Origin of the sequence: Chromobacterium sp. Beijing, from assembly GCF_021496765.1 — a bacterium.
Lineage (GTDB): Bacteria > Pseudomonadota > Gammaproteobacteria > Burkholderiales > Chromobacteriaceae > Chromobacterium.
On record NZ_CP053750.1, the window covers coordinates 3,935,286 to 3,957,285 of the forward strand.

17 protein-coding genes are annotated in these 22,000 nt (G+C 65.1%); 8 read left to right on the top strand and 9 right to left on the bottom strand.

Annotated features, from left to right (window positions below):
- Window positions 1-157: 157 nt before the first annotated feature.
- The 5 genes from pgi to zwf all read right to left on the bottom strand — a co-directional run bounded on the left by pgi (window position 158) and on the right by zwf (window position 6,025).
- Window positions 158-1,816, bottom strand: a complete 1,659-nt coding sequence (gene pgi / locus HQN78_RS18225) for a glucose-6-phosphate isomerase (protein WP_107801507.1) — start codon at window positions 1,814-1,816, stop codon at window positions 158-160.
- A gap of 5 nt (window positions 1,817-1,821) precedes the next feature.
- Window positions 1,822-2,673, bottom strand: a complete 852-nt coding sequence (gene hexR / locus HQN78_RS18230; RefSeq protein WP_048415130.1) for a transcriptional regulator HexR — start codon at window positions 2,671-2,673, stop codon at window positions 1,822-1,824.
- A gap of 4 nt (window positions 2,674-2,677) precedes the next feature.
- On the bottom strand, window positions 2,678-3,703 hold the full coding sequence (locus HQN78_RS18235; RefSeq protein WP_235085416.1) for a glucokinase: 1,026 nt from the start codon (window positions 3,701-3,703) through the stop codon (window positions 2,678-2,680).
- Complete coding sequence (pgl, locus tag HQN78_RS18240) at window positions 3,684-4,361, bottom strand: 6-phosphogluconolactonase (RefSeq protein WP_107801509.1); 678 nt, start codon at window positions 4,359-4,361, stop codon at window positions 3,684-3,686. Before pgl ends, HQN78_RS18235 begins: the two co-directional genes overlap by 20 nt.
- A 185-nt stretch (window positions 4,362-4,546) precedes the next feature.
- Window positions 4,547-6,025: a glucose-6-phosphate dehydrogenase gene (zwf, locus tag HQN78_RS18245; protein WP_107801510.1), complete on the bottom strand. Its 1,479-nt coding sequence runs from the start codon at window positions 6,023-6,025 to the stop codon at window positions 4,547-4,549.
- Window positions 6,026-6,279: 254 nt separating this feature from the next.
- Between zwf and edd the strand changes: the two genes are divergently transcribed.
- From edd to HQN78_RS18260, 3 genes are all read left to right on the top strand, one after another.
- On the top strand, window positions 6,280-8,130 hold the full coding sequence (gene edd, locus HQN78_RS18250; RefSeq protein ID WP_235085418.1) for a phosphogluconate dehydratase: 1,851 nt from the start codon (window positions 6,280-6,282) through the stop codon (window positions 8,128-8,130).
- Window positions 8,131-8,132: 2 nt separating this feature from the next.
- The gene (locus HQN78_RS18255) at window positions 8,133-8,759 is read left to right on the top strand and encodes a bifunctional 4-hydroxy-2-oxoglutarate aldolase/2-dehydro-3-deoxy-phosphogluconate aldolase (protein WP_048408066.1); all 627 of its coding nucleotides are present in this window, start codon (window positions 8,133-8,135) and stop codon (window positions 8,757-8,759) included.
- Window positions 8,760-8,943: 184 nt separating this feature from the next.
- Window positions 8,944-9,765 carry an HDOD domain-containing protein gene (locus tag HQN78_RS18260; RefSeq protein WP_107801512.1) on the top strand — a complete coding sequence of 274 codons (822 nt, stop codon included), beginning with the start codon at window positions 8,944-8,946 and terminating at the stop codon, window positions 9,763-9,765.
- 181 nt (window positions 9,766-9,946) lie between these two features.
- Here HQN78_RS18260 and HQN78_RS18265 read toward each other — a convergent pair whose 3' ends face one another.
- Window positions 9,947-11,866 (bottom strand): ribonuclease catalytic domain-containing protein, encoded by a 1,920-nt coding sequence (locus HQN78_RS18265; protein WP_235085421.1) that lies wholly within the window; start codon window positions 11,864-11,866, stop codon window positions 9,947-9,949.
- Window positions 11,867-11,979: 113 nt separating this feature from the next.
- On the opposite strand from HQN78_RS18265, the gene HQN78_RS18270 reads away from it, so the two are divergent.
- Together HQN78_RS18270 and HQN78_RS18275 are read left to right on the top strand one after the other, a co-directional pair.
- On the top strand, window positions 11,980-12,813 hold the full coding sequence (locus HQN78_RS18270; protein ID WP_235085424.1) for a hypothetical protein: 834 nt from the start codon (window positions 11,980-11,982) through the stop codon (window positions 12,811-12,813).
- Window positions 12,768-13,568, top strand: a complete 801-nt coding sequence (locus HQN78_RS18275; protein WP_235085427.1) for a diguanylate cyclase — start codon at window positions 12,768-12,770, stop codon at window positions 13,566-13,568. Before HQN78_RS18270 ends, HQN78_RS18275 begins: the two co-directional genes overlap by 46 nt.
- Window positions 13,569-13,739: 171 nt before the next feature.
- Here the strand turns inward: HQN78_RS18275 and HQN78_RS18280 are convergent, their stop codons facing one another.
- The 3 genes from HQN78_RS18280 to argH all read right to left on the bottom strand — a co-directional run bounded on the left by HQN78_RS18280 (window position 13,740) and on the right by argH (window position 18,217).
- Window positions 13,740-14,507, bottom strand: coding sequence for a DeoR/GlpR family DNA-binding transcription regulator (locus HQN78_RS18280; RefSeq protein WP_019103455.1), 768 nt, complete (start codon window positions 14,505-14,507; stop codon window positions 13,740-13,742).
- A 120-nt stretch (window positions 14,508-14,627) separates the two neighbouring features.
- Window positions 14,628-16,232 carry an EAL domain-containing protein gene (locus HQN78_RS18285; RefSeq protein WP_235085430.1) on the bottom strand — a complete coding sequence of 535 codons (1,605 nt, stop codon included), beginning with the start codon at window positions 16,230-16,232 and terminating at the stop codon, window positions 14,628-14,630.
- Window positions 16,233-16,831: 599 nt separating this feature from the next.
- On the bottom strand, window positions 16,832-18,217 hold the full coding sequence (gene argH, locus HQN78_RS18290) for an argininosuccinate lyase (RefSeq protein ID WP_235085432.1): 1,386 nt from the start codon (window positions 18,215-18,217) through the stop codon (window positions 16,832-16,834).
- A 159-nt stretch (window positions 18,218-18,376) separates the two neighbouring features.
- On the opposite strand from argH, the gene HQN78_RS18295 reads away from it, so the two are divergent.
- The 3 genes from HQN78_RS18295 to HQN78_RS18305 all read left to right on the top strand — a co-directional run bounded on the left by HQN78_RS18295 (window position 18,377) and on the right by HQN78_RS18305 (window position 21,751).
- Window positions 18,377-19,369: a sensor histidine kinase gene (locus HQN78_RS18295; protein ID WP_107801516.1), complete on the top strand. Its 993-nt coding sequence runs from the start codon at window positions 18,377-18,379 to the stop codon at window positions 19,367-19,369.
- Window positions 19,370-19,514: 145 nt separating this feature from the next.
- The gene (locus HQN78_RS18300; RefSeq protein WP_081556483.1) at window positions 19,515-20,093 is read left to right on the top strand and encodes a TMEM175 family protein; all 579 of its coding nucleotides are present in this window, start codon (window positions 19,515-19,517) and stop codon (window positions 20,091-20,093) included.
- A gap of 125 nt (window positions 20,094-20,218) precedes the next feature.
- Entirely contained in the window at window positions 20,219-21,751 is a 1,533-nt protein-coding gene (locus HQN78_RS18305; RefSeq protein ID WP_235085435.1) for a catalase, read from the top strand.
- Window positions 21,752-22,000: the final 249 nt, after the last annotated feature.

The following is a 22,000-nucleotide window of genomic DNA, read 5'->3' on the forward strand; positions in this document are numbered from 1 at the left end:
GCGGCGGAGAAAGCGGAGCGCACACAGGGCGCATGAGCATTTCGAGGCTGTTTTCAACGCCGTATCGCCGCCGCGCGGCAGACCGTGCACAACGATGGCGTGATCCAAACAAAACGCGAGGCCTCGGCCTCGCGTTTTCATTGGTCCGCCGTCCGGCTCAGCACTTGCAGTCGTCGGCGTTGACCTGGCGGTACAGCTCGATCAAACGGCGGGTGGAGCTGTCGTGCTCGGCGTGCTTGAGCTTGCCGGTCAGTTCCGCGTGTATGGTCTTGGCCAATTGCTTGCCCAATTCCACGCCCCACTGGTCGAAGCTGTTGATGTGCCAGATCACGCCCTGAACGAAGATCTTGTGCTCGTACAGCGCGATCAGCGAGCCCAGATTGCGCGGGTTCAAGCGGCTCATCAGCAGGGTGTTGGTGGGGCGGTTGCCGCCGAACACCTTGTGCGGCACCAGCGCTTCCAGCGCCTCGCCCTTGAGGCCCTGCTCCGCCAGCTCCGCGCGCACCTCGTCCGCGGTCTTGCCGCGCATGAAGGCCTCGGCCTGGGCGAAGACGTTGGCCAGCAGGATTTCATGGTGGCCGGGCAGGCTGGAGCAGTTCTGCACCGAGGCGATCAAGTCGATCGGCGAGATATGGGTGCCCTGGTGCAAAAGCTGGAAGAAGGCGTGCTGGCCGTTGATGCCGGTCTCGCCCCAGATGATGGGCGCGGTTTCGAAATTCACCGGCTGGCCGTCCAGCATCACCTGCTTGCCGTTGGACTCCATGTCCAGCTGCTGGATGAAGGCCGGCAGACGGTGCAGGTATTGATCGTAGGGCGCGATCACATGGCTGCCGCCGCCGTAGTAGTTGATGTACCAGACGCCGATCATGGCCAGCAGCACCGGCATGTTCTGCTCGAACGGCGCGTTTCTGAAATGCTGGTCCATGATGTGGGCGCCGTTGAGGAGTTCGGTGAAGTTCTCCTCGCCCAGGTAGAGCATGATGGGCAGGCCGATGGCCGACCACAGGCTGTAGCGGCCGCCCACCCAGTCCCAGAATTCGAACATATTCGACGGGTCGATGCCGAAGTCCGCCACCGCCTTCTGGTTGGTGGACACCGCGACGAAGTGCTTGGCCACCGCGCTTTCATCGCGCGAGCGCTGCAAGAACCAGTCGCGCGCGGTCAGCGCGTTGGTCAGCGTCTCCTGGGTGGTGAAGGTCTTGGACTCCACCACAAACAGCGTGGTCTCGGAATGGACCTTTTTCAGCGTTTCCTTGAGCTGGGCGCCGTCCACATTGGAGACGAAGTGCATGTTCAGCCGCGGGTGGCCGAAGGGTTTGAGCGCGCTACAGACCATCAGCGGGCCCAGGTCCGAGCCGCCGATGCCGATGTTGACGATGTCGGTGATGGGCTGATTGGTATAGCCCAGCCATTCGCCGGAGCGCACCGCGTGGGCGAACTTGCCCATGCGCTCCAGCACCGAATTGACCTTGGGCATCACGTCTTCGCCGTCCACGTGGATGGGCGAATTGGTGCGGTTGCGCAAGGCCACGTGCAGCACCGCGCGGTTTTCGGTGCTATTGAGCTTCTCGCCCTTGAACATGGCCTTGATCTTGGCCGGCAGCCCGGCTTCGCGCGCCAGCTGCATCAGGCCCTTCAGGGTGTCGTCGGTAATGCGGTTTTTGGAGTAATCGAGGAACAGGCCGCCCACCTCCAGCGCATAGCGCTCCGCCCGCTCCGGATCGGAGACGAACAAATCGCGCATGTGCTGGTGCTTGGCCTCGGCAAAATGGTCCCATAGTGCCTGCCAGGCCGGTAGTTCGGTCAGTTCGCTCATGATGGTCAATCCTCTTCGGTTTTGTTGTCCAGCCTTCGGTTCTTCAGGCTGTGCTTGGTTTTTTCCAGCTGGCTGATCAGGCCCGGCCCGCGCTTGAGCGCCACGCTCACCGCCAGGATGTCGATCTGCACCAGGTGCACGATGCGCGAAATCATCGGGCTGTAGGTTTCATTGTCTTCCAGCGTGTCTGCGATCAAGGCCACGGTGGAGCGGCGCGCCAGCGGCGAACCGCTGGTGGTCAGCGCCACCACGCTGGCGCCGGCGGACAGCGCCACGTCCACGGCCTCCAGCAACTCCAGCGTGCGACCGGAGCTGGAGATCGCCACCAGCACGTCGCCCGGGCCCAGCACCGAGGCCGCCATCATCTGGATGTGGGTGTCGGAATAGGCGACGGTGGGAATGCCGAAGCGGAAGAATTTGTGCTGGGCGTCCGCGGCGATGATGCCGGAGTTGCCCAGGCCGTAGAATTCGATGCGGCGCGCGTCGGTCAACAAGCGGACCGCGGATTCTATCGATTGCGGATTGACGTCGTTGCGGCACTTGAGCAGCGCGGACACGGTGTTGTCGAACACCTTGGCGACGATTTCCGAAGTCGGATCTTCCGGGCGCACGCTGGAATGCACATAGGGCACGCCGGTGACCAGGCTGCCGGCCAGCTTCAGTTTGAAGTCCGGCAGGCCGGAACAGCCCACGGTGCGGCAAAAGCGGATCACGGTGGGCTGGCTGACGCCGGCGTTCTTGGCGATGTCGGCCACCGCCGCCTGGATCACGGTGTAAGGCTGTTCCAGCACCAGCTCGGCCACTTTGCGCTCGGCCGAGGACAGGATCTCCAATTGGCTCCTGATACGTTCAAGCATGTATTTACTCTCCTGCCGCGCCGTCGTCAGGATGCGCCCGGAGTCGGGCGCGGGCGCTCGCCAGTTCGGCCGCCAGATGGGCGGCCACGCCCGGCAAAGCCGGGTAGGAGCTGACGATCAGATAGACCGGAATCGCGGCCAGATAGCCGGACATCCGTCCCTTATCCTCGAAGCGGCGGCGGAATGGTGATTGTTCAAAAAAACCGCGTAGACGCGGCACGATACCACCACCTAGATACACGCCGCCACGGGCGCCGAGATTCAGGGCCAGATTCGCCGCCGCGCCGCCCAGCATGCCGCAGAACACTTCCAGGGTTTCGCGGCAACGCGGGCAGGCGCCGGACAGACCGCGCGCGGTGACCTCGGCCGGGTCCAGCGCCGCGGCCGTTTCGCCGGCCCGCTCGCACAAGGCCTGATAAATCAAGGGGATGCCTGAGCCGGACAACAGACGCTCGGCGGACACGTGGCCGAAGCGCCGCATCGCGTAAAGCCAGATGTCGGCCTCTCGCTCGTCGAAGGGGGCGAAGCCGACGTGGCCGCCCTCGCCGGACAAGGGCACATGGCCGCCCGGATAGGGAATCAGCGCCGACACGCCCAGGCCGGTGCCGGGGCCGATCAGCGCCAGCGGCGCGCCGGCTTCCGCCTCGCCGCCGCCGATTTGCAGCAGTTCGCTCGCCGGCAGATGCGGCAGGGCCAGCGCCAGCGCGGTGAAATCGTTAATCACCAACAGCGTGGTCAGACCCAGCGCCTGGCGCGTGGCCTCGATGGAGAAGGCCCAATGGTGATTGGTCATCTGCACCCAGTCGCCCAGCACCGGGTTGGCGATGCCGAAAGCCGCGTGGGCGACCGCACGCGCGCCGGCCAGGTCCAGATAGGCGCGCACCGCGTCCAGCAGCGTGGGATGGCCGGCGCAGGGCAGCACCTCGATGTCCTCGATCACGCCGGGCGCGGTCTCCAGCGCGAAGCGGGCGTTGCTGCCGCCGATGTCGGCCAGCAGCCGCGGCCATTGCTCAGGCAGACCAGTAGACATCCAGCTCCACCTTGTTCTGGGCCAGGAAATGGCTGATGGGCAACGCGTCGCTGACGCCCTGGGCGGCGGCGTCCAGCACCTGGCGCTTCTTGTCGCCCTGGATGGACAGGATCAGGCAGCCGGCACGCAAGAGCGCGGCGTAACTCATCGACACCCGGCGGTGCGGCGCGGTCTTGGGCGTCACCGCCAGAAAGGCGGCGGCGGACGCCGGGTCCAGGCCGGCCGCCAGTTCGTCGGCGCCGGGGAACAGCGAAGCGGTGTGGCCGTCCTCGCCCATGCCCAGGATGGCGACGGTGGGCGGAACGAAAGCGGCGTTGGCGCGCGCCACGTCGGCGTCGATGTCCGCGGCGTCCCCGACCAGGGGCAGGAAGCGCGCCTCCACGGCGCGGTCGCGCAGCAAGTGGACGCGCACCAGCGCGGCGTTGCTGTCCGGATGGCTGTCCGGCACAAAACGCTCGTCCACCAGGGTGACGGTCACCTTGGACCAGTCTATCGCCATGGTGCTGAGCATGTGGAAGAAGGGAATCGGCGATTTGCCGCCGGACACCGCCAGCACGGCGGCGCCCTGACTGGCGATGGCGGCGGACAGCCGCGAGGCCACGCTATTGGCCAGCGCGGTGGACTGTTGCTCGCTATCGGAAAATTCTACGCAGTTCATCAGCGGCGCTCCGCGGGTAAAAAAGTTAAGGTCAAGCACCGCAGCCCCGAGACCGAGACGCGCGGCAAACGGTCAGCATGGGACAGCCATCGTCGCGAGCGGCCCAAGGTCGAAGCGAGACGCGCAGCCGTACGGTAGTACGGCGAGCACCGCAGCATTCGAGATCGAGACGCGCAGCAGATGGATCAGCATTCCTCGTGCCAGCCTATCCCATCGCGCGATAGCAAAGCGCTGGACGCCGCCGGGCCCCAGGTGCCGGCGGTGTACTGCTTGGGCGGCAGATTGCTGCTGCGGCTCCAGCTGTCCATGATGGGCTCCACCCAGCGCCAGGCCTCGATCAGCTCGTCGCGGCGCATGAACAGCGCCAGCTTGCCGCGGATCACGTCCAGCAGCAGGCGTTCGTAGGCGTCGGCGCGGCGCACTTTGAAGGCTTTATAGAAGTCCAGGTCGAGGTAGGCCGGCTGCAGGCGCATATTGTCGCCCGGCTCCTTGGCCAGGAAGTACAGGCGGATGCTTTCTTCCGGCTGCAGGCGGATCACCAGCCGGTTGGCGGTGTGGCTGCCGCTCATCGGGCCGTTGAACAGCTGGTGCGGCACGTCGCGGAAGTTGATGACGATCTCGGCGACCCGCTCCTGCATCCGCTTGCCGGTGCGCAGGAAGAAGGGCACGCCGGCCCAGCGCCAGTTGTCGATCTCGGCCTTGAGCGCGACGAAGGTTTCGGTCTGGCTGTCGGCGGGGATGCCTTGCTCGTTCAGATAGCCGACCACCGGCTGGCCGCCGACGGCGCCGGCCTTGTACTGGCCGCGCACGGTCTTGGCCGCCACGTCCTGTTCGCTGAACGGGCGCAGCGCCTTCAACACCTTGAGCTTTTCGTCGCGCACCGCGTCGGCTTCCATATTGGCCGGCGGCTCCATCGCCACGATGCACAGCAGTTGCAACAGGTGGTTCTGCACCATGTCGCGCAGCGCGCCGGTGCCGTCGTAGAAATCGCCGCGGCTGCCCACGCCCAGATCTTCGGAGATGGTGATCTGCACGTCGTGTATCCATTCGCGCCGCCACAGCGGCTCGAACAGCGCGTTGGCGAAGCGGATCGCCATCAGGTTCTGCACCGATTCCTTGCCCAGGTAGTGGTCGATCCGGTACAGCTGCTCTTCCTTGAAGAAGCGCGCCACGTCGTCGTTGATCTCGTTGGAGGAATCCAGGTCGGTGCCCAGCGGCTTTTCCAGCACCACGCGCACATTGCCGCTATTGAGGCCCACCGCCGCCAGGTTCTCGCAGATGCCGGCGAACAGATTGGGCGCGGTGGCCAGATAACAGACCACCACGCGGTCGTCGTCGCCCTTGAGCTTGTCCGCCAGCGCCGGGAAATCCCGCGGCTGCGAGGCGTCCACTTTCAGGTATTCGATCCGCGCACAGAAGCTGTCCCAGGCGGCGGCGTCGAAATGGGCTTTGACATGCTGGCGCGAGTTCTTCTCGACAAAGGCCAGGTAGTCGTCGCGGCTCAAGTCCTTGCGGCCCAGCGCCAGGATGCGGCCCTGCTGATTGAGCAGGCCGGCGGCGTGCGCCTGATACAAGGAGGGCAGCAGCTTGCGCATCACCAGATCGCCGGCGCCGCCGAACAAGACCATATCGAAGGCCGGGGTTGGCGTAGTACGGGTATCCATCCTGATCTTCCATCTCGAGACGTTTGTAGATGTAGTTATATTACCACCAGCTTTTACCTTGTCCATGTCATCTCACTGACGCAGGCCGCTTTTGCAACACCTTTTGCCCCAAAGCAAACAATTCTCCCAATCGCAGCACTGGCGGGTGTTGCCTCGCGCCGCCGGGCGTATCATGGCGGGACGGCGCTGGAGCGCGTCTTGCATTTTGAGTGTAGTAAAACTACTATCAACCCACTTCAACACGGAACGTCATCATGGCCTTGCATTCCACCCTGTCCGCCGTTACCGAGCGCATCGTCAACCGGAGCCGGGCAACGCGCGCCGCCTACCTGGACCGCTTGCGCGCAGCAGCCCATCAGGGAAGGGTGGAGCGCTCGCAATTGTCGTGTACCAATTTGGCTCACGCCTTCGCCGCCATGCCCGACGGCATCAAGATACATCTAAAGGAAGAGCACCGCCCCAATCTGGCCATCGTCTCTTCCTATAACGACATGCTGTCCGCCCACCAGCCGCTGGAAACCTATCCGGCGCAGCTGAAGGAGGCGGCGCTGGCGGCCGGCGCCACCGCCCAGTTCGCCGGCGGCGTGCCGGCGATGTGCGACGGCGTGACCCAGGGCCAGCCGGGCATGGAGCTGTCCCTGTTCTCCCGCGACATCATCGCGATGAGCACCGCGGTGGCGCTGTCCCACCAGATGTTCGACGCCGCGCTGTATCTGGGCGTGTGCGACAAGATCGTGCCCGGCCTGCTGATAGGCGCGCTGTCCTTCGGCCACCTGCCGGCGGTGTTCGTTCCCGCCGGTCCGATGACCACCGGCATCGCCAACGATGAAAAAGCCAAGGTGCGCCAGTTGTACGCCGAAGGCAAGGTGGGCCGCGACGCGCTGCTGGAATCCGAATGCCAGTCCTACCACGGCCCCGGCACCTGTACCTTCTACGGCACCGCCAACTCCAATCAGATGCTGATGGAGATCATGGGCCTGCACCTGCCCGGTGCCGCCTTCGTCAACCCGGGCACCCCGCTGCGCGAGGCGCTGACCCGCGCCGCCGCCCATCAGGCGGCCAAGATCGCCGCCCAGGGCAAGGCCTTCACCCCGGTGGGCGAGATGATAGACGAGAAGTCCATCGTCAACGCCATCGTCGGCCTGCTGGCCACCGGCGGCTCCACCAACCACACCATGCACATCGTCGCCATCGCCCGCGCCGCCGGCATCGATGTGAACTGGGACGATTTCGACGAGCTCTCCGCCGTGGTGCCGCTCTTGGTCCGCGCCTACCCCAACGGCAAGGCCGACGTGAACCACTTCCACGCCGCCGGCGGCATGGGCTTCGTGATCCGCGAACTGCTGTCCGCCGGCCTGCTGCACGAGGATGTGGGCACCGTGGCCGGCCGCGGCCTGTCTCGCTACGCGCAGGAACCGTGGCTGGATCAGGGCGAACTCAAATGGCGGGACGCGCCCGCCGACAGCGGCGACGACAGCGTGCTGCGCACCGCCGCCGACCCCTTCTCCGCCGACGGCGGCCTCAAGCTGCTGTCCGGCAAGCTGGGCCGCGCGGTGATCAAGGTGTCCGCGGTCAAGCCGGAACACCGGGTGGTGGAAGCGCCGGCGGTGATCTTCCACGACCAGAACGACATGCTGGCGGCGTTCAAGCGCGGCGAGCTGGAAAAAGACTTCATCGCGGTGATCCGCTTCCAGGGCCCGCGCGCCAACGGCATGCCGGAACTGCACAAGCTGACCCCCGCCCTGAGCATTTTGCAGGAGCGCGGCTTCAAGGTGGCCCTGGTCACCGACGGCCGCATGTCCGGCGCCTCCGGCAAGGTGCCGGCCGCCATCCACGTCTCGCCGGAAGCCCTGTCCGGCGGACCGATCAGCAAGGTGCGCGACGGCGACCCGGTGCGGCTGGACGCCAATAGCGGCGAGTTGACCGTGCTGGTGGACGAGGCCGAATGGGCCGCGCGCGAACCGGCTCAGGCCGACCTGACGCATAATGATTTTGGCATGGGACGGGACTTGTTCGCGGTGTTCCGTTCGGTGGCCGACCACGCCGAAGCCGGCGCCACCAGCTTCCGCCATCCCGACTTCCACCCCGCTTCTTGGAGAAAATGAATATGGACGCATTGACCCTGCTGCGCCAAGGCCCGGTTGTTCCGGTGATCATCGTCAACGACGCGGCCGTGGCCGTCGAGCTGGCCCAGGCGCTGGTGGCCGGCGGCGTGCGCGTGCTGGAAGTGACGCTGCGCACCAAGGCCGCGCTGGCGGCGATGCGCCGCATGCGCGACGAAGTGCCGGGCGCCATCGTCGGCGCCGGCACGCTGCGCACCCGCGCCCACGTGGAAGCCGCCATCGACGCCGGCGCGCAATTCGGCGTCAGCCCCGGCTTCACCCCGGAGCTGGGCGCCGCCGCCCGCGCCGCCAATCTGACGCTGATTCCCGGCATCGCCACCCCGTCCGAGGCGATGCGCGCCCAGGACGAGGGCTTCACCATCCAGAAGCTGTTCCCCGCCGAGGCCGTGGGCGGCGTCAAGCTGCTCAAATCGCTGGCCAGCCCGTTCTCCGATCTGCGCTTCTGCCCCACCGGCGGCATCGACATCAAGAAAGCGCCGGAATACCTGGCGCTGCCCAATGTGCTGGCCGTGGGCGGCAGCTGGCTGACTCCGGACGACGCCATCGCCAACCGCGATTGGGACCGCATCACCCAGTTGGCCTTGGAAGCGAGCCAGCTGCACAGGAATTAAACGACGTTGCTTCTTTACAGGGCCTCCCGGCCCTGTTTTTTTTGGCGGGCCGCCCGCCGCCGGCCCGCCCCTGTCCGGTTTTGTCCTTCCTTTCCCCCGCCAATTGCCTAAGCTCAAGAAGCAGGACTTCATCGCCTGCCGGCCCACGCCCGCGCCGGCGACGGCTCACCTATTGGAGACCCCTATGCAAGTGGCGGAAATATTTGAAAAAGCGTCGGGCAAACTGCCCATGGTGCCCAAAGTGGTCCAGGAGCTGGTGGCCAGTTTTCACCGCACCGACGTGAACATCGATGAAATTACCGACAAGGTGGGACATGACCAGGTGCTGACCGCGCGCGTGCTGCGGCTGGCCAATACCGCGCGCTTCGGCGGCAGCCGGCGCGTGGGCTCTCTGGACGACGCCATCATCCTGCTCGGCTTCGACAACCTCAGGGTGCTGGTGATCGCCTCCGGCGTCACCGGCGCCACGCTGGGCATCCAGGGCTTCGACATGAAGGCGTTCTGGCAGCGCAGCTTCGCGATGGCCAACGCCGCCAAACGGCTGGCCAAGCTGGCCCGGCTGGACCCGCAGCTGGGCTATACCTGCGGCCTGCTGTCCAATATCGGCGAACTGGTGCTCTATGTGGCGGTGCCGGAACAGGCTTTGCAGATAGACCGCATCGTCGCCGGCGGCGCCGACCGGGTGGCCACCGAGCGCATGCTGCTGGGCATGGATCTGACCGAGGTGGGCGCCGAGCTGGCGCGGCGTTGGAATTTTCCGGACGAAATCCAGGAAGCCATCTTCAACCAGCACGATCTGCTGAACGAGGAAGTGTCGCCGTTCGCGCTGCTGATCGGCCTGGCGTCCTTCATGACCTCCGGCTTCAATCACGATATGAGCGAGGAGGACATGCTGGCCACCCTGCCGGTCAGCGTGATGGAGCGCGCCGGCTTGAAGCGCGAGGACCTGGCCGCGGCGCTGCCGGAGTTGCGCGAGGCCTGCACCGCGCTGGATGAGATGTTCTAAGAACGGCTAACTCAACCCCTGATGCTGCGTTGCGCCGACTTGCCGTACTCAATGTACTGTCTGCGTCGGCGCGCCTTGCCTCAGCCGTAAAACTGAGTTGTGTCAGCCACGCTGAGCACCGTCCAGCCGGACGCAAAAAAGGCGGCCCAAGCCGCCTTTTCGCACGTTTCGCATTGCGGACTCAACCGGCCTGGCCGTCCGCCTCGCCCGTCTCCGTCTCCGTCTCGGCTTCCGACGCCTCGTCCTCGGCGGCGTCGACATGGCCGAGCACCCCGACGCAGCGCAGCTCGATCTCCTGCATCAGCTCGTCGATGCGGATCACCGACAGCTGGATGCGGTCGCCGCGCGCCAGCTCCGGCAGGCCCGGGATGCGCACCCGCATCGGCAGGCCGTCGATGCGCACCAGGTCTTCCTTGATGAAGGCGGCGGTGGGATCGGACACCCCCTCCTGGCTGAACCAGCGCAGGCACCAGAAATGTTCCATCCGGTCCTGGAAGCCCAGGTAGGCGGAGTAGGTGGTGTCGAAATCGCGCAGGATGGCGAACAGCATCGCGTCGCCCTGCTCGAACTGCGGCTTCTCGCCGCGGATCATGGACATCAGCTGGCGCTGGTTGATGAAGTCGGTGGCGCGGCGCAGCGGCGACGTGGCCCACGCGTATTGGGCCACGCCCAAGCCGGTGTGCGGCTCGGGCCGCGTGGTCATCCTCACCTTGCCCATGCTTTGCGCGCGGTACATGCCGGGGATGTCGGCCTCGGCCAGCATCCGGCCCCACTCGCTGTTGGCCAGAATCATCAGCTCGGACACCAGCTTGTCCATCGGCGCGCCGCGCTTGCGCAAGGTGATCAGCACCTTGCCGTCGACCACGTCGAAGTTGTAATCCATCTGCACCGGCCGGGTCGGGTCGTATTTGCCGCGGCGCTTCTCCAGCGCCTCGGCGAACTGCCAGAACCAGATCAGTTCCTGCTTGAACGGATAGTCCACGCCCGGATCGCAAGCCAGCGTCTCTTCGTTGAAGAACTGCTCCAGCGCGGCGTGGCGCAGGTTGGCGGCGATATGCACCTTCTCGATGCGGTTCTCGTAGGCCACCGGCTCGAACTCAGGCGTCACCTCCACGTAGAGGCTGAGCGCCGGGCAGTCGTGCCCTTCCTTGAGGGTGAACATCTCCACCAGATCGTCCGGCAGCATGGTGATCTTGTCGCCGGGGAAATACACGGTGGACAGCCGGGACAGCAGCAGCTTTTCCAGCGGCGAGCCTATCTCTATGCCCAGCGACGGCGCGGCGATGTGGATGCCGACGCGCTTATTGCCGTTGGGCAGGTCCTGCACCGACAAGGCATCGTCGATCTCGGTGGTGTTGGCGTCGTCGATGGAGAAGGCGCGCACCGGCGACAGCGGCAGCTCTTCCGGCAGCGTGGGCAGTTCGTACTTGCCGAAGCCGCGGCCCTTGGGGAAGAACTCCAGCATGAAGCCGGCCATCAGGTAGTCCGGCACCGAAGAGATGCCGCCCACCTTGTCCGCCAGCCGCAGCGGCGGCAGGCTCAGTTCGCGCGAGGCCTGGTCGAAGGCCTTGAACTCCAGCGTGTTCTTGTCGGGTTTCCACAACAAGGTCATCAGCTGGCCGCGGATCGCCTCCGGCAGCTGGCCGGCTTTCAGCTCCGCCACCCACTGGTCGATCTGCTCCTGCTCGCGCTTCTTGCGCTCCAGCCCGGCCAACGCCGCCTTCAGCGCGTCTTCCGGCGCCTTCTTGTAGCGGCCCTTGCCTTTTTTGTAGAAATACATCGGCGCGCCGTACAGCCGCGACACGATGGCGGCGGCCTCGGCCGCCGACGGCGCGCGGCCCCAATAATCGGCCGCCAGCGCCTCATAGCCGAACTCGTCGTCCGGGCAGCATTCCCACAGGAAATCCAGGTCAATATCCGCGGCAAGTTGCTCTACCATGGGCAGAAAATCGCCCAATGCGGAGCTAAACTCCAGAAAAACATTCGCCGCCTTGATCTTGGCGCGCTTGCCATGCTGGGTATCCACTTGCAGACTAGCGTCATTGCGCGAAACGATGCTGCCGACCTTAAAGCCGCCGCTCTCTTCGTAAAAAACGTTCATTAAAAATTTTTGCCAGGCCGTTGCAATCCAACGGCGGATTATAACAGCGCGCCTCAGGCGCGGCTTCAGAACTTGAATATTGGACGACCGGGTCCACCGGGGAATACTTGATCATGTCGCAACATCAGGCTTTCAAACAACGTGTGCATCTGGCACAGGAAATCGATCGCATCGGCCACCTGCTCGTCACCCGCTGGGAGCGGCCGCTGGCCGCCCACCTGCTGTCGCTGATCCTGCGGCTGGAGGACATGGTGCGCGAGCAGGACCTCAACGAAATCACCGGGGAAATCCAGACCCTGTCGCGGCTGCTGCAAGGCTGGATCCAGCAACCGCAGACCGCGCCGTCGGAAAACGAGCGCTACAACCGCCTGCGCCACCACCTGGGCCTGGTCAGCCAGCTGGGCATGATGGAGCGCAAGGACGGCCTGCCGGAGATCGACTACGACGCCCTGCTGGGCGGCGGCCTGGTCACCCTCTATCTATGGCTGCCGCAAGACGTGGACGCCACGCCGCTGATCCAGCAGCTGTCCTGCTACGGCATCCACGCCAAGGTGATCCAGCAGGCGGCCAAACTGGCCCAGGCGCTGCAGGACAAGGCGCCGGAAGCGGTGGTGGCTTTCACCGAGTTCGCCGCCAACGATCCCATCCTTTTGCTGGCCCCCACCATCAGCAGCATCTGTCCGCTGATCCTGACCTCGCCGCTGCACGATTTCCAGGCGCGGCTGGCGGCGGTGCGCGCCGGCGCCGGCAGCCTGCTGGACTGGCCGCTGCAAGCGCATCAGCTGATTGACCAGCTGAGCTTCAGCGATCTGGGCGAGAAGCGCGAGCCCTTGCGCGTGCTGATCGTGGAGGACATGGAATCGCTGGCCGGGCTCTACTCCAGCGTGCTCAACGCCCAGGGGTGGAAACCCGCGAGGAGACCCAGCCGGAACGGGTACTGGACATGATAGAGCAGTTCCGCCCCGACCTGATCCTGATGGACATGTACATGCCGCAGTGCAGCGGCATGGAGCTGGCCAAGGTGATCCGCCAGCAGCGACTGCTGGACGGCATCCCGGTGGTGTTCCTGTCGGTGGAAAAGCGCCAGGCGGTGCAGCTGGACGCGCTGACCCTGGGCATAGACGGCTTCCTGACCAAGCCGGTGGCGCCGGAGGAGTTGATCGTCACCGTGATCAACCGCGCGCGCCGCTACCGCAAGCTGCGTTCCTACATCATCAACGACAGCCTCACCGGCCTGCTCAACCACTCCCATCTGCACGGCCAGCTGGAGTACGGCATCCAGCGCGCGCGCCGCGATCAGCGACCGCTGTCGCTGGCGATGCTGGACCTGGACTTCTTCAAGACCATCAACGACAGCCACGGCCATCCGGCCGGCGACGAGCTGCTGATCAATCTGGCGCGCTTCCTCAAGGAACGGCTGCGCAGCAGCGATCTGGTGGGCCGCTACGGCGGCGAGGAGTTCGCCATCGTGCTGCCGGGCACCCATCAGACGCAGGCGCGCGAGCTGATGGACCAGCTGCGCCAGGACTTCAGCCAGATAGAGCAGCGCGCGCCGGACGGCGACTTCCGCCAGACCTTCAGCGTGGGCATCAGCTCGCTGGACACCGCCGCCAGCAGCACCGAGCTGGTGCGTCAGGCCGACGAAATGCTGTACCGGGCCAAGGCCAACGGCCGCAACCGGGTGGAGATCATGCAGGACTGAGCCCCGCCGCCGGGCCCCGCCCGGACGCGAAAAAGCCCGGACCACCGAGAGGTTCCGGGCTTTTTTTCGGGCGCGGCGCTCAGCGCCGCATCCAGGACGCCTGTTAACGATCCACGTGCTCAAAGCCTGTTAACGCCGTATCGCCGAAGCGCGGCAGGCTTTGAAAGCGTCTCAGGCCTCGGTCAGCACCAGGCGCACGCCCTGCTCTTCCAGCAGCTTGGTCACCGGCTCCGGCGGCAGCGCGTCGGTGAACACGGTGTGGAACTCGCTGATGTGTCCCATGCGCACCAGGGCGTTGCGGCCGAACTTGCTGTGGTCCGCCGCCAGGTAGCGGTGACGGGCGTTGGACATCATCGCCTGCGCCACCCGCACTTCGCGGTAATCGAAGTCCAGCAGCGAGCCGTCCGGCTCGATGCCGGACACGCCGATGATGGCGTAGTCCACCTTGAACTGGTTGATGAAGTCCAGCGTGGCCACGCCGGTGATGCCGCCGTCGGACGCGCGCACCGTGCCGGAGGTGATCATCACCGTGAAATCCGGATTGGTGGACATGATGGAGGCCACATGGATGTTGTTGGTGATCACCCGCAAACCCTTGTGCGTGCTGGTCAGCGCCTGGGCCACCGCCTCTATGGTGGTGCCTATGCTCATGAACAGCGAGGCGTGATCGGGAATGCTGCTGGCGATCATGTCCGCGATATGCGCTTTTTCGCTCTGGAATTTTCCTTTGCGCGCGAAATAGTCCTCATTCTCCACGCTGCTGCCCAGGGCGGCGCCGCCGTGGTAGCGGCGCAACAGATTGGCCTCGCACAGCTGGTTGATATCGCGGCGAATGGTTTGCGGGGTGACATCGAGCAGTCTGGCCAACTCTTCGATCGGCATGAAGCCGTTTTCGCGGACCAGCTGCAGAATCTTGTCGTGACGGGGTGAGCGGCTCATAACTATTCGGAATCGAAAATCACGTCACTTTAGTAACATATTTTGCGGGTCAGCGGCAAACAGAACCACTATTCCGGCTTGATATCGGCCAATAGTGTTCGTTTATTGCGTATTTTTTGCTCAGGAGACCGGCTGGCCCTCCGCCAGCGGCGGACGCCCCCACAAAAAATCGCGCAGCTGTTCCAGCGGCATCGGACGCGCCAGCAGATAGCCTTGCAGATAATGCACGCCGCTTTGCTGCAGATAGGCGCGCTGCTGTTCGGTTTCCACACCCTCGGCCACCATGGAGATACGCAGCTGCTTGGCCAGATCGATGATCATCTCCAGGATGCGGTTGGCGATGGAGTCGCTGCCTATCGCCGCCACGAACACCCGGTCTATCTTCAGATGATCGGCGTGAATGCGGTTGAGCTCGGCCAGGCTGCTGTGGCCGGTGCCAAAGTCGTCGATGGCGATCTGCACCCGCATCCGCCGCAGCGCGGCCATCACCTGCTGGCTTTGCGGCGTCACCCGGATGGGCTCGCGCTCGGTCACTTCCAGCACCAGCCGCGGCGGCGTCTTCGGGAAGTGTCGCAAAAACGCCTGACAGTCCTCCACCAGTTGCGCGTGCTGCAGATGGCTGGGCGACAGATTCAGCGCCACGAAAAAGCGATCGGGCAAGGGCAGCGACGCCATGTCGGCGGCCACCCGCCGCATCAGATAGCGGGTGATCTGGATGATCATGCCGGAGGCCTCCGCCACCGGGATGAACAGATCCGGCGGCGTCAGCCCCTGACGCGGATGCTGCCAGCGCAGCAGCACCTCCACCCCCATGCAGCGGCGGCCGCAGGCGTCGAACACCGGCTGGTAGTAAGGCAGGAACTCCTGATTGCGCAAGGCCAGCAGGATTTCCCCGCTGACCGAGCCGCGCTTGCGCAGATAACCCAGCAGCAGGACCGCGCCGACCACGCCCACCGGCAACAACAAGAGCAGGGCGCGCAGCAGACGCGCCGACGCGCCGCGCCACAGGTAGTCGGCGTCCACCCAGCTGTGCACCGCCAGCGGAAAGCGCTCCGAGGCCGCGATCACCCGCAGCACCGCGCTGGCCGGCACCTCGGCGGCGCCCGGCAATGTGGACTGCACCGCCTCCTTGTGATTCAGCACCAGCAGCGAACCGCTGTGGCCGTCGTCGGCCTGCCAGGGCAGCAGAGGGCTGAAATAGGCCAGTTCCACGCTGGCGACGACGGCCTGCCCCCGCTCCCCCAGCAAGGTGCGCATCAGGAAGGGCCGCTTGGGGTACAAGGGGCCAGAGTCCAGACGGTAGATCAGTTGCTGCGGCGCCGACGGGGTGAAGGGCAGATCCGAGTACTGCGCGCCCAGCACCGAGGTGCAGTACAGGCGGCGGCCGTCCATCAGCCCCAGCGAGCGGATATAGGGATCGAAGGCCGCCAGCGACACCAGCTTGCCGCGCGCCTGCGGGCAGGGCTGGCCGGCCAACGGCGCGGCCTCCCGCAATGAGCGGTCCACCTGGCTGAACACCCGGTCCACCGAATTGACCGCGCGCCCCGCCGCGCTTTGCAGCTGCGCCTGCACGTCCAGCTGGTAGCGGTTCCAGGTCAGGGGCAGGCCTATCACCGCCGGCAACATGGCCACCAGCAAGACCAAGGCCCATTCCGCGGCGTTGAGGCTGCCGCGGAATTGATTGCCTCGGCTGATCAGGTGACGGAAGCGATGGCGACAAAACACATTGTTCCCCGGCGTGACTGAGTGACTGTAATGACAAGAAGCGGCCCCGCGTCCGGCCATGGCGGCGCGCGCCAATCCGCGGCACGGCTGGCGCTGGCGAGAACAGCATGGATAGACGGGGACTGCCAGGATGAGGGATAGGCGGGTGTTGCCGCGCCGTCCCTTGGAACCTGTTTACGATCTGCCGCGCGCCGTGAGACGCGACACGGTGAGCTGCGCTTCGAAACACTCATGCACCACGTGTGCATTCCGCTTTCTCAGCCGCAACGCCTGGTCTCGCTCTGGCTCGCTGGATCGTAAACACGTTCTTGGAGAAATTTGGAAAACCAGCCGCGCGGCGTGTCGGCCGCCGTCGCGATTTTTCGAAGCTCCCGCAAGTCTGGCGCTAAAGATAACGGTTTAGCCGGAGACAGAAAAGCTAATTAGAAAGATTTATTTAATAAAATGTCTTTGATTGACTGTTGTTTGATATAAATTGCCGCAATCGGCAGGCCCCCAAACAAGAACAGGCCGCGCGCCGCCGGGATGGCGGGGCGCGGCCTGACGGCCATCAAAGGCCTATTCAAAGGCTTGCGGGCAAGAGCGAGACGAAGCGGCGCTCAGCGCGGCTGCAGGCGTTGACGATGGCGCTCGATCTGCAAGCGCACCTGGCGCGGCGCGGTGCCGCCCACGTGGTCGCGCTGCGCCAGACTGCCTTCCGGGCTCAGCACCGCGAACACGTCCTCGTCGATCAAGGGCGAGAACTCGCGCAGCTTGGCCAGCGACAGGTCGGCGATGTCCATGCCCTGCTGCTCGGCGTGGCGCACCGTCAGCGCCACCACCTCGTGGCTGTCGCGGAAGGGCACACCCTTCTTCACCAGGTAGTCGGCCAGATCGGTGGCGGTGGCGAAGCCTTGCAGCACCGCCGCGCGCATCGCCTCCGGCTTGACGGTGACGCCGCGCATCATGTCGGCGTAGATGCGCAGGGTGTCGATCAAGGTATCCGCGGTGTCGAACAGCGGCTCCTTGTCCTCCTGGTTGTCCTTGTTGTAAGCCAGCGGCTGCGCCTTCATCAGCGTCACCAGCGCAATCAGATGGCCGACCACGCGGCCGGACTTGCCGCGCACCAGCTCCGGCACGTCCGGGTTCTTCTTCTGCGGCATGATGGAACTGCCGGTGCAGAAGCGGTCGGCGATGTCGATGAAGCCGACGCGCGGGCTCATCCACAGGATCAGCTCCTCGGACAACCGCGACAGATGCACCATCACCAGGCTGGCGGCGGCGGTGAATTCAATCGCGAAGTCGCGGTCGGACACCGCGTCCAGCGAGTTGTGGCAGACATCGTCGAAACCCAGCAGCTGAGCGGTGTAATGACGGTCGATCGGGAAGGTGGTGCCGGCCAGCGCCGCCGCGCCCAAGGGCAGGCGGTTGACGCGCTTGCGACAGTCGCTCATGCGTTCGGCGTCGCGCGCCAGCATTTCCACATAGGCCAGCATGTGGTGGCCGAAGGTCACCGGCTGCGCCACCTGCAAATGGGTGAAGCCGGGCAGCACGGTTTCGGCGTGCTGTTCCGCCAGGTCCAGCAGGCTGTGCTGCAACTCGCCGATCAGGCCGACGATGGCGTCGATCTGCGCGCGCAGCCACAGGCGGATGTCGGTGGCCACCTGGTCGTTGCGGCTGCGGCCGGTGTGCAGGCGCTTGCCGGCGTCGCCGATCTTGTCGGTCAGCCGGCGCTCCACGTTCATGTGCACGTCTTCCAGATCCACGCTCCACTCGAAGCGGCCGGCGCGGATATCGTCCAGCACTTCGCCCATGCCTCGTCGGATCGCTGCCAGGTCTTCGGCGGACAGAACGCCGGCGCGCTGCAACATGGCGGCGTGGGCCAGCGAGCCCTCGATGTCGAATTCGGCCAGTCGTCGGTCGAAATCCACCGAAGCGGTGTATTTCTTGACGAGTTCGGATACCGGCTCCGAGAAACGGCCGGACCAGGCGTGTTGATCTTGCATGGCGATGCTTTCTACGATGGCTGCGGACGAAAAACTTGGCGAAACTCCGGGGGCGCGCGGCGCCGCCGGGAATCCCCTACTATGCCAGCGGCGAGCGCCTTCGGCCAGTGCGGGTTTTCCTTGCTATGATGCGGCTATCCTATTTCCGGCCGCGCCCTCATGCCGCTACCGCCCCCGTCCGACCTGCCCGACTACCGCAACCTGGGCGTGCTGCTGCGCGCCTTGCTGCTGCTCGGCCTGTTCCTGCTGGGCGGCCTGTTGCTGGACGACGGCGGCGAGCCGCTGCCCTGGCGGCTGCTGCGCCTGTCCAGCCTGCTGGTGCCCGGCGCCTTGCTGAGCCTGGGCCTGCTGGCCTTGCTGGGCCGCCGCCTCTACCGCGGCCGGCGCGTGACGCTGAGCGCCGCCGCCATCTGCCTGCTGTCCTTCGCCTTCTGCGGCCGTCTGCTCAACCCGCTGGCGCCCATGCCCTGGGGTCAGGTGCTGCTGGCCGGCGCGGTGGGCGGGCTGATGCAGCATTACCTCAATCTGCGCGCGCGCGCCTTGTCCCCGGCGCTGTCGGAGGCGCGGCTGATCGCGCTGCAGGCGCGCATCCGCCCGCATTTCCTGTTCAACAGCCTCAACGCCGCCATCGCGCTGATCGGCAAGCAGCCGGACAAGGCGGAAATGGTGCTGGAAAACCTGGCCGATCTGTTCCGCGCCCAGCTGGGCGATCCAGCGCGGCAATCCACGCTGGGCCGCGAAATCGAACTGGCGGCGATGTATCTGGCGATCGAGGCCGAACGGCTGGGCGCGCGCCTGCAAGTGAGCTGGGACGTGCAAGCGCCGCTGGACGCGGCGCTGCCGCCGCTGATCCTGCAGCCGCTGGCGGAAAACGCGGTGTTCCACGGCATAGAACGGCTGGCCGACGGCGGCGAAATCCGCATCCAGGCGCGCCAGCTAGAACAACAGCTGGAGCTGACGCTGAGCAATCCGGTCAATCCGGAGCCGGCGGCGGCCGCGCCCGGCCACCACATGGCGCTGGACAATCTGGCCGAGCGGCTGGAGCTGTATTTCGACGCCGAGGCCTCGCTCAGCGCCCGGCTGGACGGCGAACGCTTCATCACCCGCATCCGCCTGCCTTATCGCCCGGCGCCGGCCCAGCGGCCGGGCTAAGAACCTGTTGACGATCTGCTGCGCGTCGCGGAGCGTTGCGCGGTGAGTACGCCTTGTCCCGCCCTTGCTCGCCCGATCGTAAACACGCTCTGAAAGCCGTCTATACTGACCCCGTCATCCACTTGAAACAGCTGATAGGGACATCATGGGAAAGAACCGGCTGGAAGCCTTCAGCGACGGCGTGCTCGCCATCATCATCACCATCATGGTGCTGGAACTGAAAGTGCCGCACGACACCAGCTGGACGGCGCTGCAAGACCGTTGGCCGGTCTTTCTCAGCTATGTGCTCAGCTTCATCTACGTAGGCCTGTACTGGAACAACCACCACCACTTCTACCACGCCATCCAGCGCGTGGACGGCCGCGTGCTGTGGGCCAATCTGCACCTGCTGTTCTGGCTGTCGCTGATTCCCTTCGTCACCGGCTGGATGGGGGAAAACCATTTCGCGCCGCTGCCGCTGGCCCTGTACGGCGTGGTGTTGCTGATGTGCGCGCTGGCCTGGTGGCTGATGCAGCAATCGCTGCTGTGCCTGCCCGGCAACCGCACCCGGCTGTCCGAGGCCTTGGGCAAGGACATCAAGGGCAAGATCTCCCCGCTGTGCTATCTGATCGGCATCGCCGCCGCCTTTTACTGGGAATGGCTGTCCGCGGCGATGTATGTGCTGATGGCCCTGATCTGGCTGGTGCCGGACCGCCGCATAGAACGACTGCTGGCGGAGAAATGAGGCCGTCTTCGTTCCATTAATAAACACTATCAAACAAATTGTAATTTAAGATTTAACAAAACTATCGTCACTTCCGATAATGGCCGCTCCCTTAGTAAATGTTCTAATAATTTATGGGAGTGCCAATGTCAGTTCTGACCTTTTCCGTGAACCGCAAGCTTTTCACCCTGGCGCTGGCTTGTAGCGCCGCTCTGAGCCAAGCCGCCAACCTGACCCAGGACAACGGCGCGCCGGTGGGCGACAACCAGAACAGCCAGACCGCCGGCCCCAACGGCCCCACCCTGCTGCAAGACATTCAACTGCTGCAAAAACTGCAGCGCTTCGACCGCGAGCGCATCCCGGAACGTGTGGTCCACGCGCGCGGCGTGGGCGCCGGCGGCGTCTTCGTCGCCAGCGAAGGCTTGCAGGACGTCAGCCGCGCCCTGGTATTCCGCAAAGGCGAAAAAACGCCGGTGTTCGTGCGCTTCTCCACCGTGATCGGCAGCCGCGGCGCGCCGGAAACCGACCGCGACCCGCGCGGCTTCGCCACCAAGTTCTATACCGCGCAGGGCAACTGGGACCTGGTGGGCAACAACCTGCCGGTGTTCTTCATCCGCGACGCGATCAAATTCCCGGACATGGTGCATTCGCTGAAGCCGGACCCGGTCAGCAATGAGCAAGACCCCAACCGCGTCTTCGACTTCTTCTCCCATTTGCCGGAATCCACCCATATGCTGACCCGGGTGTACTCCAACTACGGCACCCCGGCCAATTACCGCGAAATGAACGGCAGCAGCGTGCACGCGCTGAAGCTGGTGGCCGCGGACGGCCGCTACCAATACGCCAAGTTCACCTGGAAATCGCATCAGGGCGAACGCAATCTGCGCCCGGACGAACTGCCCAAGGTGCAGGGCCAATCGGTCGGCCACGCCACCGCGGACCTGTTGCAAAGCATTGAGCGGAAGCGCTACCCGTCCTGGGATTTGTACGTGCAATTGATCCAGCCTGAGGACATGAACCGTTTCGCCTTCAACCCGCTGGACCCCACCAAGGTGTGGACCGGCGTGGCGGAGCGCAAGGTGGGCACCATGACGCTGAACCAGGTGCCGGCCAACTTCTTCGAAGCCACCGAGCAGGTGGCGATGTCGCCGGCCAATCTGGTGCCGGGCATCGAGGCCTCGGAAGACCGTTTGCTGCAAGGCCGGCTGTTCTCCTATCTGGACACTCAGATGCACCGCGTCGGCACCAATTTCCAGGCGCTGCCGGTGAACCGCCCGCGGGTCGAGGTGGTAAACAATAATCAGGACGGTGCACAAAACGCCTCCGGCCGCCAGGGCAGCATCAATTACGAGCCCAGCCGGCTGGCTCCCAAGCCGCAGGACCCGCAGTTCAAGCACAGCCGCCTGCCCTTGCAGGGCAACACCCAGCAGGAGGCCATCGCCAAGACGCTGAACTTCCAGCAGGCCGGCGAGTTCTACCGCTCGCTGAGCGCGCAGGACCAGGCGGACCTGATCCGCAATCTGTCCGGGGATCTGGCCAAGGTGCGCAATGTCGAAACCCGCGACATCATGCTGTCGCACTTCTACAAGGCGGACCGCCAATACGGCGAGCGCCTGGCCAAGGCCTTGAAGGTGGAGGTGAAGGGGATTGAGCGCAGGGCGACGCTGTTGCAGGAATAAGCGTAGCCGCTTGAGTGAAGCGGGGCGGCCCATGGCCGCCCCGTTTTTGCGTGCGCGCCGCGCCGTGACAGCAGTGTCGGCGGGGTTTGGTGGGTATCGCCTACGGCTCCACCCACCCTACAAGACCGTCCGCCGTAGGGTGGGTGGAGCGCAGCGATACCCACGCGGAAACGCGATGGAACCGATGCTTGAGTCTTGGCGGCGGGCTTTGGTGGGTATTGCCTGCGGCTCCACCCACCCTACAAGACC